Origin of the sequence: Streptococcus caprae (assembly GCF_042649745.1) — a bacterium.
Lineage (GTDB): Bacteria > Bacillota > Bacilli > Lactobacillales > Streptococcaceae > Streptococcus > Streptococcus caprae.
The window spans coordinates 1-22878 of the sequence record NZ_JBHRZV010000009.1 but is presented as its reverse complement, the minus strand read 5'-3'; the positions used below and the strand labels follow the sequence as shown (position 1 = coordinate 22878).

The following is a 22878-nucleotide window of genomic DNA, read 5'->3' as shown; positions in this document are numbered from 1 at the left end:
AACTCGTATTTTCATTGCCATAAACATAAAACGAGAGAAGACAAGTCCTGTCCTCTCTCGGTGTTAAATTGGTCAACCCACTACAGTTGACAAAGAGCCCGAAAAAGAAGGCCGATTGACCTTCTTTAATAGCTCTATGTGGTTAAGGTTGTTACTATTGTCATCACTTCCTCAACATTTGGTACCAGTTCTTCTATAGATAGAATCAAATCATCTGAATTCTTTTTCAAATAGTAGATAGCTGCATAAGACTCCGTCCCATGCTTATCTGTCAAGGTAGCTTCAACTTGAGAACCAGATGCTAGCAGAGCATTAGGAATCAAGATAGTACCACTTTCCTGTGAAATGAAGAAATTCAAATCATCCGATTCCCATACACCATCACTTGACTTTTCAAAATTTACGGTAATCTTTTTTCCCGCCGTATTTTTATAACGAATTTTAGATTTAACTGCATCTTTGTTAAGATGAACAACTAAAGCACCTTTCGTCGCTTCTATTATAGGTTTTTCCGGAATCAATACAATGGAAAATTGGACTTGGGATAAGGTCTCACCATTGGCTAAGTTGGATTGAGCAGATAAAGTGGTTGTCCCCAAATCAGTTGGTGATACAATAGCCTGCTTATTGTCTTGATCAATTTTAAAAATTGAATTGTCACTTGTCCACTGATGGTCTTGCGATTGGGTCAAGGTTACTTGAACTAAATCACCGCTACTATCTACAAAACTAAACACAAGATTACTTGCTCTCTTCGGTAGAACAATCATAATATTCCCGTCATTCGACAGACTGGCTCCCGGCTCTGTTATCCCAACATTATTTAATGGATTATTTGAATTAGTTGTATCAGTCTGAGCACTGCTAACCGACTCAACATAATCTCGGAAATAGGTTGAGTCAACAGCCTGGTCAGAATTTGTTGCCGTCTGACTTAAAGATTCGAGTGTTGCAGTTTTTTGGTTACTTGAAATATAATCATCTTCAACAAATTCACTCACTAAATCAGACTGATTAGCAGTCGCTACAACCGCAGTTACAACTTCCTCTGTATTCACTGCATTTATTGACGTTGGATTCTCTTTGCCAGGATCACTAGGATTGATATTAGTTTCAGTACTCTCTGAAGTTTGTACTGCATAGATTAGGGTCAGAACTTGATTTTGTTCAGTCACTCGGCCTGATACTTGTCCCACCTGATTGACTAAGGTATAAGTTTTACCATCTATAGTCAAAGTTGGTGCAATAGAGGATGATGAATCATAAGTTTCACCAACCTGGGCAGAAGTTCTTACCTTAATGGATTCTTGTAAAACATTTCCAGCCTCATCTTGGAATACGACTGAAACATCGCCTCCAATCAGCGGCTCATAGTAATAGGTAATCGTCTGATCACTACCGATTAATTTCCCAGTCTCTTTGCCATCTGTTTTAACTAGCTTATAGGTCAGATCATTTGAAACCAAAGTATCTTGACGATAACTAGTATAATCGTACTCATCTCCGATATATTTGTCAGTTGTATCAAGGATAAACTGGTCAACGATTCGGTCACCACTACTATCTGGGACACTGTAGACAATCGTCGTCTTACCTGCGTTTTCTGGCACCCAATCCACAATTGTTTCAATAGGCTTTGGTGCTTCAACAGGATTGATATCAACTGTATAGGAAATGACACGACCACTGTAATCCCCTGAAGCTAAAACATTGATTGTTTCTCCAACTTTAACCGGCGCAAGAGTTACTTGGAAAGTCCGATCGTCATTCGCCGTAGTTGTGTAGGTTTCTCCTTGACTCGTAACGTCAACGGTCATACCAGCTATCGGAGCATAGCCAGAAAGCACCGTCGCCCCCTCTGTCGGTATATAGACCAAGAGATTCGGTAAAGTAGAGAGGTCAACCGTAGAGTAATCAATGGCTGGTTCTGTGATTTCTGACTCAATTCCTGATGTAGAGCTATCTGCTGAAGAAACTGTTGTCTTATCAGCCATAGCAGAGCTCGTAGAGTTTATTTCTTCTAATTCACTTGTAAGGGTGAGTTCAGTTACGACTCCTGTTGAAGCTTCTGTTGTAGAGTCAGAGCTTGTTGATGTCTCAGTAGTTACGACTGAATCTGTTATCTCACGACTCTCAACATCAGCGGTTCCTTCTACGTTGACGACTAAATCTACTATAGTCGTATCTTTCAAAACCTCAGAAACTTTGTCTATCGCATCACTTCCATCTTCTGCTATAATAGAGGTGGCGTCTGATAAATCGTAAGCTTTTACAGCGACTCCTCCCTGAGAAAGATGGGTAAAAGCCAACACCAGCGCACATGTATACATAAAGAATTTTTTTCGCTTAATCATCCGCCATTTGGGACGAGTTAGCTGATGTCGCATAAAATACATGACGTTTTTCTTCCTTATTAACCTAAAACTTAATTAAACGAGCCTAACTTTTAATTATTTTCATTACTTAGTTCTACTATACTAAGTTTTTTCAAATAAAGCAACTAAACCTTTCGATAATCTTGAAATTGTCGCTCAATTTTAAACAAACGATATAAAGTTGTTAACAAAGGAATTTTTAAGAAAAACTTATACTGAAATTTGATATATTCTTTAATTTTTTAAGGAAAGACTCTATTTTTTAAAAACTTTTCATCTGAAAGGAATCATCATGATTACCAAAGATTTTGATACCATTACTGCTATCTCAACTCCACTCGGTGAGGGTGCAATTGGGATTGTTCGCCTCTCAGGCTCTGAGAGCTTTGCTATTGCCAACCGTGTCTTCAAAGGCAAGGATTTGGAGAATACAACCAGCCACACCATCAACTATGGGCATATTGTTGACCCTACAAACGGTCATATTCTCGATGAGGTCATGGTCTCTGTCCTTAAAGCACCACGAACTTTCACGCGCGAGGATGTGATCGAGATTAACACTCATGGGGGCCTTGCTGTCACCAATGAAATTCTCCAACTTCTCATTCGTCAGGGGGCGAGAATGGCAGAGCCTGGTGAGTTTACCAAACGTGCCTTCCTCAATGGACGGATGGACCTGACACAGGCCGAGGCTGTCATGGACCTTATCCGGGCTAAGACTGACAAGGCCATGGACATCGCTATCCAACAGCTGGACGGCTCCCTCTCAACCCTTATCAACAACACCCGTCAGGAAATTCTCAATACCCTGGCCCAGGTCGAAGTCAATATCGACTATCCCGAATACGATGACGTGGAGGAGATGACCACAGCTCTCCTGAGGGAAAAGACTGCTGAGTTTCAAACCTTGTTGGAAAACCTTCTTCGGACTGCCAAACGTGGTAAAATCCTACGCGAAGGCTTATCTACTGCTATCATCGGTCGTCCCAATGTTGGTAAATCTAGTCTCCTTAATAATCTCCTCAGAGAAGACAAGGCCATCGTCACTGACATCGCTGGAACCACCCGTGACGTCATTGAAGAATACGTCAACATCAAGGGTGTTCCCCTCAAACTGGTTGATACAGCAGGTATCCGCGAGACGGATGATGTTGTTGAAAAAATCGGTGTCGAACGCTCCCGCAAGGCGCTTAGTGAAGCTGACCTGGTCCTCCTGGTCCTCAACGCTTCAGAGCCTCTAACGGAACAAGATCGTTCACTCCTCGAACTCAGTGAGACCAGCAACCGTATCATTTTGCTCAATAAGACTGACCTGCCTGAACAGATTGAGCGAGACCAGCTTCCTGACGACAGCATTGCTATTTCAGTCCTTGAAAATCGCAACATTGACCAAATCGAGGACCGCATCAATCAGCTCTTTTTTGATAATGCTGGATTGGTTGAACAAGATGCAACCTACCTGTCTAACGCCCGCCATATTTCACTAATTGAACAGGCCGTTGCCAGCCTCAAAGCTGTAAATGAAGGACTTGAACTGGGCATGCCAGTTGATTTACTACAAGTTGACATGACTAGGACCTGGGAAATCCTTGGTGAAATCACAGGTGATGCTGCACCTGATGAGCTCATCACCCAACTCTTCAGTCAGTTCTGTCTAGGAAAATAGAGTTTTCTTATATCGAAAACTCTATTTCAGTTTGCTTTAAGGAAATTTTGATAAACTGAGTGCAAGTAAATTTAGGAGGAACCCATGTCTAAAAAGAAATGGATTTTTACGGCCAGTGCGGCCTTGCTTGCTTCTGCTGTTATCTTGACAGCTTGCTCTACAACATCTAAGGATTCGTCTTCTACTAAGGAAACGACAACTGTTCAAACATCTAAGCTCTCAACTGGAGATGTGACAACAACCCTCGATAAGGTCGATAACACCAAATGGCTCTATAATGCCGACGATAAGGTCTACTACCAAATCGGGATTTCCTATGCAGCGACACCAACAGATGCAGACCAACAAACTCTCTCCATCTTTGTTCCAGAAGCCTACATGACGGCTAAAGATAATGGTGACGGTACCTATACTTGTGAAGTTAACCCTAAAGGAACCGTTGGTAATTATACGGCTGAGTCTGCTCCAATCGTCATCCCAATCAACACACCTGGATACTCTGCCATGTCTGCTCTGACAGCTTACTCATCAGATGCAGCAACCTACACTAACGAAGGGTTCATCTATGTCTCTGCTGGTCTTCGTGGTCGCGATTCTGGGGCACCTGGTGGTGTAACAGATGCTAAGGCTGCCATTCGCTACATCCGTTACACTGCAGATGAAATCGCAGGTTCAACAGATTCTATTTTCGTTTATGGTATGTCTGGTGGAGGTGCTCAATCTGCTATCATCGGCTCATCTGGTGACTCAGCCCTTTACGATGACTATTTGACTGAAATCGGCGCAGTTACTGGTGTCTCTGATGCTGTTGCAGGTGTTATGGCTTGGTGTCCAGTAACAAGTTTGGATACTGCTGATATGGCCTACGAGTGGAACCTTGGCTCTTCTCGTACTGATTTATCAGAAGACGAACAAACCATTTCTGATGGATTGGCAGAAGCCTATGCTGAATACATTAATAGCCTCGGCCTCAAGGATAGCGATGGCAATACCTTGAAACTTGAAAAATCAGATACCGGCATTTACCAAGCAGGTTCTTACTACGACTATATCAAGGAGACCATTGAAAGCTCGCTGAACACCTTCTTGGCTAATACGACCTTCCCGTATGATGGTTCGTCAACTTCTTCTGGCGGTGGAATGATGGGAGGCGGCATGCCTTCTGGTGGCATGAATATTTCTGGCTTGCTATCATCTATTGACTCTACGAAATTACAAGAATTAATTGATGCTGCAGGACTGGATATGGATGCTAGCCAGATTTCAACTTACTCAGAAGACCAAATCAAGGAACTGATGAGCAAAATCGATATTTCTTCCTTAATGGGTGGAGCTGGACCTTCTGGTCAGGCACCAAGCGGCGCTCCATCAGGTCAAGCACCAAGTGGTGCCCCTTCTGGAACTGAATCAAGTGAGGAAGCAACCACTTCAATCGAGGATGTGGACAATATTCAACGGACTGAAACAACTTCATCTCTTGACCTGACAGGTACCTATAATTCTGCTCAAGAATACATCGATGCCCTGAATGCTGAGTCAGAATGGGTAACCTACGACGAAAAAACAAACACAGCTACCATTACAAGTGTGGCAGACTTCGTCAAGTACCTCAAACCTGCCTCTAAAGCCTTGGCAGCCTTCGATGCCCTTGATAAATCTCAAGGTGAAAACCAACTCTTCGGTGTTGATGGAACCAGCATTCACTGGGACTCTTATGTGGCTGAAGCTGCCAAAGGAACCGACTACGAGGACGACTTTGCAACAGACTTGGAGACAACAGATAGTCTAGGAACTGATTTGACCACTCGAATTAACATGTACTCGCCACTTTACTACCTGGCTTCTACCTCTGATGGTGCCAATAGTTCAAACGTCGCAAGCTACTGGCGGATCCGTACCGGTATCAACCAAGGAGATACCGCCTTGTCTACTGAGGTAAACCTTGCCCTTGCCCTCGAAAATTACGGCATTGAGGATGTTGACTTTGCAACGGTTTGGGGCTATGGACATACTGAAGCCGAAATCACTGGTAATGCTTCTGAAAACTTCATTGACTGGGTTAATGAAAGTTTAGAGAATTCATCAAAATAAAATAAAAAGCAAGTCCAATCTTGGAAATCCAAGATTGGGCTTGCCTTTTTAATTTAGTCTAAAGCTACTTAATTTTTTCTTTTTTTCAAAGATAGTCCAAGCACAGACATTACAGTCATAAGACCCAAACTAGTTAAACCAAGAGTTGAAGATTCTCCAGTAGCTGGTAGGGCAGCAGCCTTAGCAACAGGTGCACATTCAGCTGGTTTAGCTTCAGCTATACACTCAGTAGGCTTAACTGAAGCCGGAACAACTGCTTGAGGTTTTTCAACCGCCACCATTTCTACAACTAGAGTATATTCATCTGTAACAACTGTATAGTAACGAGTATTCTCTACAGAATCCACAATCCAAGTAGCAACATCATCTGTCAACAATTTTTCATAATCTGAGTTAATGTCAAAATACACTCCTCCAGTTGCAGTTACAAACTCAGAATATTCATCTTGATCGGATGATCTCCCAATAATTGCAGTATCAATTCCTTTATTTTTCAGCACTTTAGCAATATTAGAAAGAGTTGGAATCCCATTAGTTTCATCTTCCTTAGCAAGCGCGTCAGTTACTAAAATGACAAATTTATTGACGGAACCGTCACTAGACCAGTCATATGAATTTGCAACAAAATTAATAGCTGGAGTTGGTGTTTCTGGTAAATCACCGCCCGTATCCAACTTAATATTTTCCAAAGCTGAGCGAATAAGTGCTACATCAGATGTAAAATAAGAAGGTCCGAATTGACTATAGGTGTCTTTCTCGTCATAAGTTGTATCACTGAATGTAGCTAAACCATATCTACCTTTTACACCTTTTTTACTCAGCGTTTCAACAAAAGTAGCAAGATTTTCAGCAACACTATCAATAGCACCAGACATTGAACCTGAACGATCAATCACAAAAACGATATCCGTCGGTGCAATTTCCTCAGAGACAACTGTTGTTTCAACAACCTTAACATTTTCAACTGTAGTTACTTTAGTCACCGTTTCTTTCTCGGTAATGTAAGCGGAAGGTGTTTCATAGACTCCTGAAGTTGTATAAGTTTTGATAACTGGTTCTTGTTTACCTAGAGGTGCTGAGGCATCTGATTTGTAGGTAGAGGTTACAGTAACCTTAGTTTCACTAGTAGCTGTGACCTTATTTCCTTCTTCTTTTGCAGTCACAACTGGCTCTTCTACCTTAGATTCAACAGCCACCAAATCACCTACTTGGGCTTTGCTTTCTTCAACAACTGGCTGAGAAACGGTAGCTTCAATATCTGCGGCTGCCACATCGCTGGCTGTCTTGCCATCAATTAATTCTTCACTAACAACAGTTACTTCTTCATTAAAGTTTTCTTCAATATTGACTACCGCACTGGAAGGTTCTGTCGCAGCAGGAGTTTCAGTTGCTGGTGCAGTTGTTGTTGCAACAGGTGTTTCCGATGCAACTCCTTCATCAGCTGATACCACCTGACCTCCCAAAAAGAAGGTTGCAATGGCTACTGAAGCCACCCCAACTGACAACTTACGCAAAGAATACTTTCTTTGCTTATCCGTAAAACTATTCATTTTAAATCTCCTTTCATAGTCTGATAAAAGTATAACACAGTTATCTCCTTAATGGAAGTGTTTTCCAAAAACTTTGAAAAAATTTTAATCTGTTCAAAGTACATAAGAAGTTGTAAAAAGTTCAGAACTTTACCTTTCTGATAAAAATTGAAAATCATTAAATGGCTTAGAATCAACGTTTTTTGCTAACGTTATCCTAAGCCATTTGTTATTTCTGAAATTTTTTGCCCAGCCTCTTATTTTTGATGCTTAAGTTATTTAATCAACTCATAGATGGCTTCGGCATAGATTGCTGCCGCCTTGTAGAGGTCTTCAACATCTGCGAATTCATTAGCCTGGTGCATGGTGTCAGTATAGCCTGGGAACATAGCTCCGTAGGCAACACCGCGCTTAAGGAGACGACCAAAGGTACCACCACCGATGACCTGTTCATGGCCACGGAGTCCTGTGTGTTTCTCGTAAACATCGAGAAGGGTTGATACAAGTGGGTCTTCCATTGGAACATAGTGAGGTGTATGTTCATGCTCAGAGAGGGTCACCGCAACTACACCAGCTAATTTCTCCAGTTCTGCCTTGATTGTCGGAGCATCTGTCCCTTGTGGGTAACGGAAATTGAGAGCGATGGTATTATCAGCTGAATTTTCATCAAAGTTGAAGACACCAGCGTTCATAGACAAGGCACCCATACGAGCATCCGTGTAGGCAACTCCCAGTTTTTCACCTGCATGGTCTTCAAAAAGGACATCTGAAGCGACTGCAAGGTAGGCTTTAGCTGAACCCGCAAAGTCAAATTGGTTGAGGAAACGTGCCAGATAGGTCGCCCCGTTGACACCAGCTTCTGGGTGAGCGCCATGGGCTGATTTACCAACAACTGCAAGGGTGAAGCGACCTGACTCGTCAACTAGTTCAGCAGTCACGCCATACTCGGCTGCAAAGGCATCGAGTTTGGCTTGCAGATCTGTGGCTGTCACATCAGCAGAGAAGACTGCGGTTGCAGACTCAGGAACCATGTTCTCACGCAAGCCTCCCGTCAGGCTATGCAGGGTAAAAGTTCCGCCATTGTCATTGCCAAAATGAAGATACTCGGTGATGTTCCCTTTTTCACCATTGATGATTGGGAACTCGGCGTCAGGTGAGAAACCAAAGTCAGGCTCTGGCAGGCCAACATGCTCAAAATAGTAATCCATGTCGCCCCATCCAGACTCTTCGTCTGTCCCAACGACAAAACGAACACGTTTGGACACGGGAAGCCCAAGTTCTTTGATGACTTTTAGGCCATAGTAACAAGCCATGGCTGGGCCCTTGTCATCAGACGACCCACGCGCATAGAGCTTACCATCGATGATTTCGGGAGTGTAGGGATCCGTGTTCCATCCGCTTCCAGCTGGTACGACGTCCATGTGAGCAAAAATTCCCAGTTCTTCTTCTCCTTCACCGAAGGTAAAGTGGCCAGCGTAGTTATCGACGTTTCTAGTCTCGTAGCCATCGCGCTCTGCAATTTCCAAAAACTTCTCAAGGGCCTTAACTGGTCCAGGTCCGAAGGGGTGTTGAGCGTCTGCTTGATTATCGTCGCGCTCAGAATTAATGGCGAGGAGGCTGAAAAGATCAGCCATCATGTCCTCGCGGCGTTTGTCAACTTCTGCTTTAAAATCAATGGTCATGGTTAGGTTTTTTCTCCTTTATCAAAGTTTAAATAAATAGGCAAATCATGTAAGAGAGGAAATAAATCAAGGCTCCAATCAGCATCCGAAAGGCCAACGATTGCCCATCACATTACCCATCACTTAGAAGAGCCGTGATTATAGATGCAACAAGTGGCGCAATGAAATAACAGAGTGCTAGATCTAGGGTCTTTTTTTGTTTCCACATTTTCTTCCACATGGCATATCTCCTTAATGCTATGTGAACATAGCAGAGCTAAGAACTAGCGACGCTCGATAATCTCGTCAACAGGTAGACGGTAGCTTGGCTCAGGCTTGTCATCGCTATAACCAACTGTAATCACAACTTCTGGGCGAAAGCGCCCTTCGATATCCAGTAAATCATTAGCCTTGTCACGGTCAAAACCTAGCAAAACATTTGAAGCGATACCTTGGTCCGTCAGCGCCAAGACAAAATTCATAATGACGAGCCCAGCGTTGAGGGCCAGGTAATCACTCTTGTACTGGTCGCTGTAGCGGGCAAATTCAGCTGGATAGTACTGCATGAGTCTCTCCAACTGCTCTTCTGAAAAGTTTTTAGCTCCCCCAACACGGGCAATCTTACGAGCTCGTTTTTCCAAGTCTGTGTCAGAAAAGAGTACGACTGCAAAGGAGGCTGTATTGATTTGGTTGGCATTGTTATCACCATAGGCAAGTCCAGCTAACTCAACCTTTTTCTCCTCAACGACCACAAATTTCCAAGGCTGGATGTTGTGGGCAGATGGAGCAAGTTGGGCTATTTCGATAGCTGTTCGCAGGTCCTTGTAGTCAACTTTTTTATCATTAAAATGCTTGATAGCATGGCGTTTTTTATTGAGTTCTAAAAATTTCATAGGCACTCCTCTGGAATTGATAAGACTATTATAGCATAAATTGGGAGAGGTTAGAGAGAAGAGGAGGATTTTGTTTGCTCCAACTGTCCCATCTTCTCCACTACTCTTTCCGCCACCTTCTCCGGCACGCCTGCTGCTGAAATTTCTTCGACGGTTGCGGATTTGATGGCGGTTAGACTCTTGAAGTGTTTGAGGAGGAGTTGTTTGCGTTTGGGTCCCAGCCCTTCGATACCGTCTAGTTGGGATGAAAAACTGTTCTTGCTGCGGACTTGACGATGGAAGGTAATGGCAAAGCGGTGCACCTCGTCTTGGATGCGGTGGAGGAGAAAGAACTCTTGGGATTGTCTCGGCAGGTCCACTACTTCCAGCGGATTGCCAAAGAGCAATTCGTGGGTCTGGTGGCGGTCATTTTTCTGAAGACCTGCTAGGGGAATAGACAGACCTAGCTGATCCAGTATCTCACGCGCTGCATTGGCCTGGCCTTGACCCCCATCGATGATGATGAGGTCTGGCAGGACACCACCCTCACGGACTGCTCTGCTATAGCGTCGCTCGATGACCTCTCGCATAGAAGCATAGTCATCCGGTCCGACAACGGTCTGGATTTTGTACTTGCGGTAGTCCGATTTCTTGGGCTTACCGTTTTCAAAGACCACCATAGCTGAGACCGGACTGGTCCCCATGATGTTGGAGTTGTCAAAGGCCTCAATGCGGTAGGGTTTGGGGATGCCGAGCAAGGTACCCAGATTTTCAATAGCTCCCTGAGTCTTGGACACGTCTTTTTCCAGCAAATCAAACTTCTGCTGCAGGCTGACGCGGGCATTCTTGATCGCCAGGCTGACCAGTTGCTTCTTCTCCCCACGCTGGGGCTTGATGACCTTGGTGTCGACCAAGGCTTTAACAGAGGCTTCATCAATGTCAGAGGGAATAAAGATTTCCTTGGGCACAAAGTTTTCCTTTTCTCGGTAAAATTGCCCCATAAAGGTTAGGAAGTCTTCGTCGGGCTCATTGTAGTAAGGAAAAAGATTGACCTTGCGCTGAATGAGCTTGCCCTGGCGAACAAAGAAGACCTGCACACACATCCAGCCCTTTTCGACGTAGTAGCCAAAAATATCCCGGTCCATGAGGTCTTGGTTCATGACCCGCTGCTTGGTCCGCAGGGTATCAATGGCCGAGAGAATATCCCGGTACTCAGCTGCTCGTTCAAACTCTAGAGACTGCGACATGGCCTGCATTTTGTTCTTAAGGTCGTTGACAATCTTATCATCACGTCCATGAAGAATGGACTTGACATCTTCGACTAAGCCATGCCAATAGGCCTGATCCGTCTGACAAATGGTATGAGCATTGCACTGGCCGATGTGGTAGTAAAAGCAGACCTTGTTGGCCGGATTCTTGCACTTTTTAAAGGGGAAAATCCGGTCTAAAAGCTTCTTAATCTCATTAGCCGCATAGGAATCCGGATAGGGACCAAAGTAGAGCCCGCCGTCCTTTTTAACCTGACGAGTGATAAGTAGACGCGGGTAAGTCTCCTTGGTCAGCTTGATAAAGGGATAGGACTTGTCATCCTTGAGCTTGATATTGTACTTGGGCTTGTTTTCCTGGATGAGGTTAATTTCAAGGAGCAGGGCTTCGATATTGGACTCGGTGACGATGTACTCAAAGTCCGCAATTTCAGACACTAAAAGCTCGGTCTTGGTGTCGTGGCTCCCCCGGAAATAGGACCGCACCCGATTCTTGAGATTTTTGGCCTTACCGACATAGATAATCTGGCCACCTGCATTCTTGTGAATGTAGCACCCGGGACTATCTGGCAAGAGCTCCAATTTGTGTTTAATCGTATCATTCATGCTTCTATTATAGCATGGTTGGAGGTTTTTAGACATGCTTGGACATAATCCTAGTTTTCAACATACTCATGAGTTTAGAAGACGCTTGCTTTCGATTTTAGTTATTAAGGTAGTAATATCTTTATAAAAATGGCAGAGCAGATAATACAAAAGAAGCTTGAACAAAGATGTCAAACTTCTTTTTTACTTTCATTATAGTTTTGGGAGTACTGCCGTCACCCCAAACTTCGCCTATTTGACCTCTTGTTGGTCAAATGCTGCTAAGGCTTCTTGCCAAGTTGGAATCACAAATCCTGTTGCTTTTGCTTTTGTCAGGCTCATGGTTGAATTGAGTGGACGTTTAGCCTTAGCTGGGAATTGGTCTGAAGACACAGGATTTACTGTAACATCCTTATCTTTTAAAATTTCCTTAGCAAAATCATACCAGGTTGTATCTTCACTGGCATCATTGGAAAGGTGATAGTAACCAAAATCGTGTCCATTATCCACGAGGTAAGTCATAAACTCAGCCAAAGTGCGGGTCCAAGTTGGACGGCCATGTTGGTCATTAACGACACCGAGGGTATCACGTGTCTCCGCTAGATTACGCATGGTAAAAACAAAGTTTTTACCATAGTTTCCAAATACCCAAGCCGTACGAATCGTGTAGAATTTAGGAGCGTATTTTTCAACTGCTTCTTCACCCAAACGCTTAGTGCGACCATATTCAGTTTGGGGAGCTGCAACATCATCAACTTCCCACTCTTGTCCAACTGGCTTATCACCGTTGAAGACATAGTCAGTTGAGATGTAAACCAAAACAGCATCGTACTTGGCAGCAGCCTTGGCCACATTTTCTGACCCTGTTACATTAATAGCGTAGTTAAGTTCCTTGCCCTCATCCTCTGCTGCATCGACAGCTGTGTAGGCTGCACAGTGATAAACAATCGTTGGTTTGACTTCCGCAAAGAAAGCATCAACCTTGTCGGCATCTGTAATATCCATTTCTGCCACGTCAGCTGCAACGTAGTCAATTCCCCGCTCATCTAAAAGATGACGCATTTCCGTTCCAAGCTGGCCGTTAGCTCCTGTAATTAAAATCATGAATTCTCCTTCAGTATTTTATGGCTATCTAAAAGTCTACTAAATTATGTCCTAACATACCTTTATTTCGGTAGACTGTGTTAACGTTCGTTAGACTATCTCGTCTTGGTTACTATTATACCATTTTCATGGTCTTATTCAAGAATAGGAAAGCAAAAAGAAGCCGGGTCAAAAGTACCCAGCTTTAAACTTTATAAAGTATCACTCACCAAAGCAGTGGTTTAAAGCCCTAATTGCTGACTTAGAAAATCTATTGAACAATTCGTTAAGCACTTTATCACTACTAAACCTCTGCTGAATGGGAAGCCAAGCTAACATACTCACTGGCAAACAGTCTGAGAAGAGGCCCTGTCAATCTGAGCCCAAAATTCAGAAGCGAGGCAATCGGACTCGACGAGTTACCGATTTTCATCCCGCTCTCCTATATTAACTGATAGAATCATCACTATCCGAAACGGGAATAGTCTCCTGCTCTGCTATTTTTTCATAGGTATAATCCTTGAGAATCTGATAGAGACTGGCCGCAAATGGTACCGCCACTAACATTCCAAGAATACCGCCAAGGGCGCCGCCCAGCGTGATGGACAACAAGACCCACATAGCAGGAAGTCCAATCGAGCCACCAACAACGCGAGGATAAATGAGATTCCCTTCAAACTGCTGAAGGACTACAACATAAATGACAAAGTAAAGTGCCTGCATAGGTGACTGAGTCATGATAAGAATTGCTCCAACCACAACACCAATATAACCCCCGACGACTGGAATCAGAGCTGTAAAGGCAAGTAAGACACTGATAGTTGCTGCATAGGAAAAATTGAAAATTAACATGCCAATGTAGCAGAGGGTTCCGAGAATACAAGCCTCAAGCGTTTGACCGACAAAGAATCCATGGAATCGTTTATGCAAAACATTAACCACATAATAAATTTTCTCGGCAAAATGACCTGTATAGGTATCAATTAACAAGCGACACTGACGGCCTAAATCTTCTTTACTAGCCAAAACATAAATAGAGAAAATAACACTCACAAAAACATTGAGTAGGGTAGATGCGATAGAGGAAACCGAAGTCAAAACACCAGTCAAAGTCGATAGAATTTGTTTGAGAATCTGTTGGCCATACGATGTCAGTGTGGAAACAATCTGACTATCGCCACCCATATATTCCAAGGCTTTAGCCACCAATTTATTGTCCTGAAGGTCTTTTAACCAGTCTTGAATAACAGATGGGTCAAAGCTGAGGAGCGACTGGATACTAGATATCAAATCAGGTAAGACAATGTTAAAAATCATGAAGACTACCAACACAAAGGTAAAGTAAGCTAAGAAAAGTGATAAGGGTCTTTTAAACTTATCAAAGACCTTCCACTTAATGAACATGGTCATTATTTTTTCGTAGCCACTCATGACAATGTTAACAATATAGGCTATCCCAGCACCCATGATGAAAGGCAAAGTAGCCGTATAGATTGTATTTAATAGACCTGCTCCCGTTGACCAGTAGGCAATAACCCCATAGCAAAGTGCAACTGTTAGAACAATATAGCCCAAGATTTTTTTATTTAAATGCATAAAACCATAACTTTCTTAAGATTATACTCTTTTCAAAAATCAGAATCTGTGAAACCAGAAAATGGAGGCAAATTGAGTGACATCATCAATCTCCTCAAAACTCTTTTGGTCTGATTTCTATTCCAAACTTCAAAAAACAAGACAGATGTGCGCTCCAAAATATCTACCGCTGTATAGTTTTGAATTTGAGAGAGTATCAATGTCTACCATTATACACTAAATACTGTCATTTGGCTGAGTAAACACCTAAAAACAGGCGACCTTTTGTCACCTGTTTCAGAGTTTGTTAGTCAATATCAGTCCCGTTTGAGGCGATAACTTTCTTGTACCAGTCGAAGGATTTTTTCTTGCTGCGTTTGAGGGTACCATTACCATCGTTGTCACGGTCAACGTAGATGAAGCCATAACGTTTCTTCATCTCACCAGTGCCTGCAGAAACCAGGTCGATACAGCCCCAAGTGGTGTAACCCAAGAGTTCAACACCATCCTCGTTGATGGTGGCATTCATAGCTTTAACATGCTCACGGAGGTAGTCAATGCGGTAGTCATCTTCCACATACCCATTCTCATCAGGCGTGTCAACAGCACCAAGACCATTTTCAACAATAAACATTGGTTTTTGATAACGATCCCAGATTGTATTCAGCGTAATGCGAAGACCGAGTGGATCGATTTGCCAGCCCCATTCAGATGCCTCAAGATATGGGTTTTTGAGTGACGCAAAGATATTTCCAGCTGTCTTTTCATTAACCGCAGGGTCACCTGATGCCACACGACTTGAGTAGTATGAGAAGGAAACAAAGTCGACCGTATGTTCTTTAAGAACCTTGAGGTCTTCTTCGGTCATCTCAATATCCAAGCCAAGGCGTTCAAATTTCTTCTTGGCATAGTTAGGATACTCCCCACGCGCTTGAACATCGATGAAGAAATAATTTTCACGGTCCTCAGACATGGCAGCCCAGTAGTCAGCTGGATGGGCTGTATTTGGATAGTATTGCCCTGCAGCCAACATACAACCGACCTTGTTTTCAGGGTCAATCTCATGGGCAACCTTAGTAGCAATCGCTGACGCAACCAATTCATGGTGGGCAGCCTGGTATTTAACCTGTTCTACATTTTCACCCTCTTCAAAGTAGAGTCCTGCTCCCATAAACGGCGCATGGAGAATCATGTTGATTTCGTTAAAGGTTAACCAGTATTTCACCAAGCCCTTGAAACGGGTAAAGAGGACAGTGACGAGACGCTCGTAGAACTCGATCAGCTTGCGATTACGCCAACCACCGTATTCCTCAATCAAATACATCGGGCAGTCAAAGTGCGTGATGGTTACCAATGGTTCAATCCCATGCTTGCGACATTCCTTGAAGACATTTTCGTAGAATTGAAGCCCTGCTTCGTTTGGAACTAATTCGTCTCCTTTAGGGAAAATCCGTGACCAGGCAATGGACATCCGGTAGGTTTTAAAGCCCATTTCACCAAGAAGGGCAATATCTTCCTTGTAGTGATTGTAAAAATCAATAGACTCTTTGGCTGGGTAGAAATAGCCATCTTCAAAGTCAAACATCTTCTTCTTACCAGCAATGATTGGGAAACGGTCTTCGCCAATTGGCACCACATCAACGTTGGCTAGGCCACGACCATCGACATCGTAGGCCCCTTCACATTGGTTCGCAGCGGTAGCTCCGCCCCAGAGAAATTCATCAGGAAATGGTTTGTAATCAGTCATCTTGAAACCTCTTTCAAATTTGATACTTCCATTATAGCATAAGAAAACCCGAAGAACTGATAGAATTCTTCGGATAACTGATACTATAATCGGTTTGTCAGAACGTTATTCTCAATATCTAGGATACGGGCAAGCTTATACTCTTCTTCACCTATAATAAATTCAAAAATCGTCGCATGACTAAAAGTGTGGTCTAAATATTGTTCAAGCTTGAGGTATTTGAGCAACTGAATAATGACGCCTGTATTGGTAATGGCAAGCGCCGTTTCCCCATTATCCAACTCATCAATAATCGACCGAATGGTCCTCGAAATCCGAGACCGAAATTGACCTTCACTTTCCCCATCAAATTGAAGATAGAAATCATCAAATGATTCATATATCGAATTTCGATTAGGAAAAAGACATTCTTGTTGGCCTTCCATTCGACCAAAATTCCAATCCTTAAGCCCCTTTAAGCGTATGAAGGAAGTCTGTCCCGTTGCAATTTGCATGGTCTCACAGCATCTTTCTGAGCTTGAGCTATAATACCGATCAAACTTGATGCCTTCGTCTTTAAAGAAATGTCGAGCTAGCAATGCCTGCTCCCTCCCTAAAGATGTTAAAGGAGAATCACACCAGCCCTGAATCCTCCCCAGTTGGTTAAACAAGGTCTGACCATGTTTCATCAAATATAAACGTTTCTTCATACATTCTCCAAAAAATTATATTGACAGAATCAAATCTTTCGAAATATTATATCATATTTTTTAAATTCTGACATTATTATTTTAATTTTTTGAACTGTTTTTATATTTTAAGTTTACATGAACCATTTCATTTGGTTACGTGCATGGTGATCATAAGATTTATGGAGGAGTTTATAGTAACTGACTGTACATCTTTTTAAATTTATCTTGTTTGAAACAGGCTGTTATGCTAGTGTTTAGCTGACTTTTAGTTTTGATGCTAAGATTTACTTCTAAAACTTTAGATTTAAATTCTACATAATAAAACAGCCTAAGTATCAGATCACTCAAGCTGCTTTCTAGTGCAATTCTTTTCAACAGTCAGACTAGCACAATGGGCAATAATCTTAAAATAGCCAAACTAATTTACTATTTTCTAATTTTTTGTTCGCATATTTTGCCATAACAAGCCTCATCAAGATAAAAACTTGTCTTCAAGCACCCTCAAAACTCCCTCGTCACGATGATGAGGGGCTAAGTAACGAGCCACTGACTTTACGGTCTGTGGAGCATTGTCCATAGCATAGGAGAGTTTAGCTAGTTTCAACATTTCAATATCATTTTCTCCATCGCCAAAAGCCATAACCTGTTCGGAAGTAACTCCCCACTTTTCCAACAATATTTGCAAGCCCCAGGCCTTATGAATCCCTGTTGTGATAATATCTATGGCTCCAAAACCACTCGTTACGGCTGTCAAACGTCCCTCAAATGCTTGATTAAATTCCTGACAAATTTGATTGCACTGATCAACCGGCAAGAGCATGGTCACCTTTAAGATTTCTTCGCCCTGAGGTAGTTGACTAAAATCCTCAATAAAGCGAATACCAGATAAAAATAGTTTCATCTGCTCTTCCTCAATCATGTGGAAGGCATTCGCCATATTTATCCCCTCAAGCATATAGGAACCACTACCTGTAGAAATCATCACACGGTAATCACGATGACGTCCTTGAAAATAGGCCAAGAAATCCTGAATATCTGACTGATTCATGTGTTGTCGAATCAATGGTTGATTATTTTCTAAGACATAGGCTCCATTTTCAGCAACGTAGGACAGCCTGTCTACCAGTCCATCAAAAATCAATTTGATGCGCTTCATGTTATTACCAGAAGCAACAACAAAACGAATATCTTTTTGTTCTAGACAAGCCAAAACACGCTCAAAACGAGTTCGATCATAACTCCCTTGTTCATTTAAAAACGTTCCATCAAGATCACACGCTACTACTTTAATTGTCATTGTTGTCCTCCTTATTTAGGATAGCATGGTTCCTCCTGAAATATCTGCTACTATACTGGGAAAAACCGATACTATCCTATGGCATTAGGTAAGTTGGGTCTGAATATCTCTTGCTAATATCTGATAGCCCGCCTGATTAAGGTGAAGGCCGTCTTTAGTAACTTCCAACTTTAATTGGCCAATTTCGTCTACAAGCCCCATAGGAACAGGTAATAGCTCAACAAGCTCAAATCTCGTCAGTAAATGAGCATAGGCTTGATTGAGCTCTGCTATGGCTTGATTTGTTCGTAAACCAACTGTTTCTGAAAATTGTTGTTCCTGGTTTATTGGCAAAATAGACAGCAATTTAACCATTATGCTAGGATAGTCTTTCTGTAACTGAGTAATAATCTGAGATAGGTTAGCGAGAGTTTCAGTTGTAGGAATTCCCATCCCAATATCATTGGTTCCGATTAGAATGAAAACCTCTTCCACTGCTTGACCAAACACGTGAATATCTAAATAAGTCAGTAAATCCCGCGTTGTATAGGCTGAAATCCCTCGATTAGCTATCACTTTACGGCTGACCAATAACTCTTCAATTGGGAATAGGTGAATAATGGAATCACCAATAAAAATAATCTCAGGTTCTCGAAGCGTTCGACGATTTAAACTCGCATATTCTTGACGAACCGTTTCTTGGATTTTGGAATAGTATTTGTTAAGTGTAGATTCTTGTGATGTCATGACCTTATTGTATCATAGAATCTTGCATAGACCACAAAAAAATCCTTCCAAGTATTTTCTGGAAGGACCCTATATTTTAGTATCTGATATCCTAATCGACCACAAGCTATCAATGACTTAAAATTTCAAAAAGTAGCAAGTGGTTTATGAGAATTTAGTAAACTATCGTTTTAGCAGGAATAGCATAAGCTTGTATGCCCCTTCTACACTCTAACCTTTGTAGAGTTAGATGTCCAAAAGAGGGGAAGCACTATCGGGTGAGGTATCATAGAGCACAACTTCTTCACCGACATTTATATCTGCCTGAAGGAGATTATTTTTCATGGTCATATGAGCCAGTTCAACGATGTTATTTTCCTTACTGAGGTGACCCAGGTGAATTTTCTTGGTGTTATTCCCCATCGACCGAATCATGGTCAAGGCTCCGTCTTCATTAGATAAATGCCCCTTGTCTGACAGTATCCGTTGCTTGAGACTCCATGGATAAGCGCCTGAACGTAAGATTTCGATATCATGGTTAGATTCAATCAGGTAGCCGTCCGCATTTTCAATGAGCCCCGACATCCGATCACTAACATAACCTGTATCGGTTAACATGACAAAGGACTTACCGTCCTTCATAAACCGATAGAACTGGGGATCTGCTGCATCGTGACTGACACCAAAGGATTCGATGTCAATATCTCCAAAGGTCAACATCTTTCCACGCTCGAAAATATGTTTTTGAGCCACATCGAGTTTTCCAAGTTTTCCCTCCATAGCCTGCCAGGTTAATGCATTGGCATAGACATCAAGATGGTATTTGCGTGCAAGTACACCGACACCCTGGATATGGTCACTATGCTCATGCGTTACCAAAATCGCATCTAGGTCCTCCGGACGGCGATCAATTTCAGCTAAAAGACTGGTAATTTTCTTACCAGTCAATCCTGCATCGACCAAAATTTTCTTCTGCGCCGTCTCCAGATAAAAAGCATTTCCTGTAGAGCCCGATGCTAAAATACTGTATTTAAAACCGCTGTCGGTCATGCATTGTCCCCTTCTGTCCACTCATCAATATCGATGATCTCATCAGTATCATCCCATTCGTCTACCGCTATAGCATCCTTATCATAAGGCAAAACGATAGTAAAAGTCGAACCCTTGCCGTACTCACTCTTAGCCCAGATAAAGCCATTATGCTGTTTGATAATTTCTTTAGCAATACTAAGTCCAAGACCAGAACCACCTTGCGCACGACTTCTAGCCTTGTCCACACGATAAAATCGGTCAAAAATCAATGGCAAATCCTTTTTAGGAATCCCCAATCCTTCATCAGAAATAGACACAATCAACTGATTATTAGTCGTTTTCATAGAAACGGTAATCTTACCGCCATCTGGTGAGTACTTAATCGCGTTATTGAGAATATTGTCAATAACCTGCGTCATTTTATCATTATCAATCTCAATCCAGACAGACTTCAGAGGATAAACGCGGACAATTTCATAAGACTTTTCTGACCCACCGATTGTATTCTGATTTTTAATCTGATCAAAACGGTTCAGAATAAAGGTCATAAAGGCAGTAAAATTGGTCAATTCAACATTGAGTTGTGTTGTTTGATTATCAATTCGTGAGAGATTAAGAAGGTCAGTAATCATCCGCATCATGCGGTTGGTCTCATTTAATGACACCTTAATGAAATCCTGTGCAACTTCTTCTTTAAGAGCTCCTTCATCAAGAGCTTCTAGATAGGATTTTACCGATGTCAACGGCGTCCGCAATTCGTGACTGACATTGGAAACGAAAAGTCGACGCTCACGCTCTTCTTTCTCCTGCTCTGTATTATCATGTAAAACAGCTACCAACCCTGAAATAAAACCACTTTCACGCCTGTTAAGCGCAAATCGTACGCGTAAGGTAATGAATTCATCGTATTCATTCCTCCGGTAAAGGGTCAACTCTGGTGTTTTCGAAACCAAATCATGATAGGTGTAGTTGTAATCACTTCCCAAGATATCCTGAATGGTCATCTCAAGAGCGTCTTCTTCCTTGATGCCTAGAAATCGAGTCGCGGTCTCATTGATCATGATGATATGACCACCACGGTCTGTTGCAATGACGCCATCCGTCATATAAGCCAAGATAGAAGCCAAACGATTTTTTTCTTGAGAGAGAATTTCCTGTGTCACCTGGACCTGATCGGAAAGTTCATTAAGGTGATCCGTCAGCTCAACCAAATCCCGACTGGATTTGATCACCAAATCATCCTGGTAATCTCCGTTTATGATGGAACTGATTTTTTCATTCATTTGCTTAACGGCTATGACTTGACGATAGTCCTTTAAAGCTAAATAGAGGAAGTAAAGTGAAACTAGGGCCAACATGATGAGAAGGCTCAATTCAAATAGGTCGATATTTTTTAGAATACTAATCATGTGCTTTCATAAAGTAACCAACTCCACGTCGTGTCAAAATATATTCTGGCCGGCTTGGTTGATCTTCAATTTTTTCACGGAGGCGACGAATCGTCACATCAACAGTCCGTACATCACCAAAATAATCATAACCCCAAACGGTTTCCAGCAAGTTTTCACGGGTCATCACTTGGCCAATATGAGTTGCCAAGTGATGCAAAAGTTCGAACTCACGGTGGGTCAATTCAACTTCTTGACCTCGTTTTTCAGCAATATAAGCATCTGGAAGAATTTCTAGTTCACCAATGCGGATGCTTGCTGTATTGCCTTTTGCATTTTCCTCAGCCACTGCATTTTCAATCGTCTCAGTTCGACGAAGATGGGCTTTAACCCGGGCTAGGAGTTCACGATTTGAGAAAGGCTTGGTGACATAATCATCCGCACCAATCTCCAATCCGATTACTTTATCAAATTCACTGTCTTTGGCAGATAGCATGATGATTGGGGTACGGTGAGTTTTGCGAATTTCCTTGGCTACTTCAAGACCGTCAAGTTCAGGTAGCATCAAATCAAGTATTACTAAATCAGGCTGCTCTTCTTCAAAAATAGTCAGAGCTTCACGACCATCAAAGGCTGTAAAGGTTTCATAACCTTCTTTACTGAGATTAAACTTTATAATATCAGAAATTGGCTTTTCATCGTCAACAATTAAAATTTTCTTCATGATTTACCTCTTTGGAGGAGAAGATTAAAACATCTTCTCCCCTTTTATAAGATTTCTTATCCTCAAATTATATCAAAATTAACCTTAAAAGAAAACTCTCAGACCTATTTGCAACAAAAACCATAGTAAAATAAAAAATTGAAAGTTCTAAAATGAAGTTAGCCAGTTGAGAGTATGAAAAAACATCCCAGAGAGATATAATGTAGTTCACCACAAACACATTAAAAGGAACTCTGAGATGCAAAACCATTATACTACAAAAGGCAAACATTTAACACTAACAGAACGTCGTTTGATTGAACGATGGAAATCTGAAGGAATCAGTCATCGTCAGATTGCCGCTTTACTTGGAAAAGCCCCGCAAACGATTAACAACGAAATCAAACGAGGACTCGTTAGGCAACAAGTGCGTAAAGGAAAGTTTGAGAGGGTCTATCGGGCTGATGCAGCGCAAGCTATTTACGAGGAAAATAAATCAAAATCTGTTCGACCTGTGACTTTAACCAAGGAGTTGAAAGAGCGTATTGTCCACTACTGGGAACAGAAATATTCGCCTGAAATGATGGTCATGGCTAAAGGCATCCCTGCCCCAATTTCCACCATCTACTACTG

18 protein-coding genes are annotated in these 22878 nt (G+C 42.2%); 3 read left to right on the top strand and 15 right to left on the bottom strand.

Annotation, left to right across the window (positions count from 1 at the left end; all coding sequences use genetic code 11):
* Positions 1 to 134: 134 nt before the first annotated feature.
* Positions 135 to 2396: a MucBP domain-containing protein gene (locus ACFORF_RS01920; protein ID WP_380424888.1), complete on the bottom strand. Its 2262-nt coding sequence runs from the start codon at positions 2394 to 2396 to the stop codon at positions 135 to 137.
* A gap of 271 nt (positions 2397 to 2667) precedes the next feature.
* Between ACFORF_RS01920 and mnmE the strand changes: the two genes are divergently transcribed.
* Together mnmE and ACFORF_RS01910 are read left to right on the top strand one after the other, a co-directional pair.
* Entirely contained in the window at positions 2668 to 4041 is a 1374-nt protein-coding gene (mnmE, locus tag ACFORF_RS01915) for a tRNA uridine-5-carboxymethylaminomethyl(34) synthesis GTPase MnmE (RefSeq protein ID WP_380424886.1), read from the top strand.
* Positions 4042 to 4125: 84 nt separating this feature from the next.
* Positions 4126 to 6132, top strand: a complete 2007-nt coding sequence (locus ACFORF_RS01910; RefSeq protein WP_380424883.1) for a subtype A tannase — start codon at positions 4126 to 4128, stop codon at positions 6130 to 6132.
* A gap of 68 nt (positions 6133 to 6200) precedes the next feature.
* On the opposite strand, the gene ACFORF_RS01905 is transcribed toward ACFORF_RS01910, so the two are convergent.
* From ACFORF_RS01905 to yycF, 14 genes are all read right to left on the bottom strand, one after another.
* Positions 6201 to 7682, bottom strand: coding sequence for a YSIRK-type signal peptide-containing protein (locus ACFORF_RS01905; protein WP_380424881.1), 1482 nt, complete (start codon positions 7680 to 7682; stop codon positions 6201 to 6203).
* 254 nt (positions 7683 to 7936) lie between these two features.
* Complete coding sequence (gene pepV, locus ACFORF_RS01900) at positions 7937 to 9343, bottom strand: dipeptidase PepV (protein ID WP_380424878.1); 1407 nt, start codon at positions 9341 to 9343, stop codon at positions 7937 to 7939.
* A gap of 263 nt (positions 9344 to 9606) precedes the next feature.
* Positions 9607 to 10215, bottom strand: coding sequence for a nitroreductase family protein (locus ACFORF_RS01895; RefSeq protein WP_380424876.1), 609 nt, complete (start codon positions 10213 to 10215; stop codon positions 9607 to 9609).
* Positions 10216 to 10265: 50 nt separating this feature from the next.
* On the bottom strand, positions 10266 to 12065 hold the full coding sequence (gene uvrC, locus ACFORF_RS01890) for an excinuclease ABC subunit UvrC (protein ID WP_380424874.1): 1800 nt from the start codon (positions 12063 to 12065) through the stop codon (positions 10266 to 10268).
* Between the two features lie 231 nt (positions 12066 to 12296).
* Complete coding sequence (gene rfbD, locus ACFORF_RS01885; protein WP_380424871.1) at positions 12297 to 13148, bottom strand: dTDP-4-dehydrorhamnose reductase; 852 nt, start codon at positions 13146 to 13148, stop codon at positions 12297 to 12299.
* Positions 13149 to 13431: 283 nt separating this feature from the next.
* Positions 13432 to 13560: a hypothetical protein gene (locus ACFORF_RS01880; RefSeq protein WP_380424869.1), complete on the bottom strand. Its 129-nt coding sequence runs from the start codon at positions 13558 to 13560 to the stop codon at positions 13432 to 13434.
* Between the two features lie 14 nt (positions 13561 to 13574).
* The gene (locus ACFORF_RS01875) at positions 13575 to 14723 is read right to left on the bottom strand and encodes an AI-2E family transporter (RefSeq protein WP_380424866.1); all 1149 of its coding nucleotides are present in this window, start codon (positions 14721 to 14723) and stop codon (positions 13575 to 13577) included.
* 286 nt (positions 14724 to 15009) lie between these two features.
* The gene (locus tag ACFORF_RS01870; protein ID WP_380424864.1) at positions 15010 to 16449 is read right to left on the bottom strand and encodes a 6-phospho-beta-glucosidase; all 1440 of its coding nucleotides are present in this window, start codon (positions 16447 to 16449) and stop codon (positions 15010 to 15012) included.
* 83 nt (positions 16450 to 16532) lie between these two features.
* On the bottom strand, positions 16533 to 17138 hold the full coding sequence (locus tag ACFORF_RS01865; RefSeq protein WP_380424862.1) for a histidine phosphatase family protein: 606 nt from the start codon (positions 17136 to 17138) through the stop codon (positions 16533 to 16535).
* 454 nt (positions 17139 to 17592) lie between these two features.
* On the bottom strand, positions 17593 to 18417 hold the full coding sequence (locus ACFORF_RS01860; RefSeq protein WP_380424859.1) for a Cof-type HAD-IIB family hydrolase: 825 nt from the start codon (positions 18415 to 18417) through the stop codon (positions 17593 to 17595).
* Between the two features lie 84 nt (positions 18418 to 18501).
* Positions 18502 to 19143, bottom strand: coding sequence for a GDSL-type esterase/lipase family protein (locus tag ACFORF_RS01855; protein ID WP_380424857.1), 642 nt, complete (start codon positions 19141 to 19143; stop codon positions 18502 to 18504).
* 225 nt (positions 19144 to 19368) lie between these two features.
* A complete protein-coding gene (locus ACFORF_RS01850; RefSeq protein WP_380424854.1) occupies positions 19369 to 20172 on the bottom strand; it encodes an MBL fold metallo-hydrolase in 804 nt (267 codons plus the stop codon).
* Positions 20169 to 21563, bottom strand: coding sequence for a cell wall metabolism sensor histidine kinase VicK (vicK, locus tag ACFORF_RS01845; protein ID WP_380424851.1), 1395 nt, complete (start codon positions 21561 to 21563; stop codon positions 20169 to 20171). The genes ACFORF_RS01850 and vicK overlap by 4 nt, the downstream gene beginning before the upstream one ends.
* Positions 21556 to 22266: a response regulator YycF gene (gene yycF / locus ACFORF_RS01840; RefSeq protein ID WP_380424849.1), complete on the bottom strand. Its 711-nt coding sequence runs from the start codon at positions 22264 to 22266 to the stop codon at positions 21556 to 21558. Before yycF ends, vicK begins: the two co-directional genes overlap by 8 nt.
* A gap of 238 nt (positions 22267 to 22504) precedes the next feature.
* On the opposite strand from yycF, the gene ACFORF_RS01835 reads away from it, so the two are divergent.
* Positions 22505 to 22878, top strand: a 374-nt coding sequence (locus ACFORF_RS01835; protein ID WP_380424846.1) for a transposase, incomplete at its 3' end; no start/stop codon positions are given.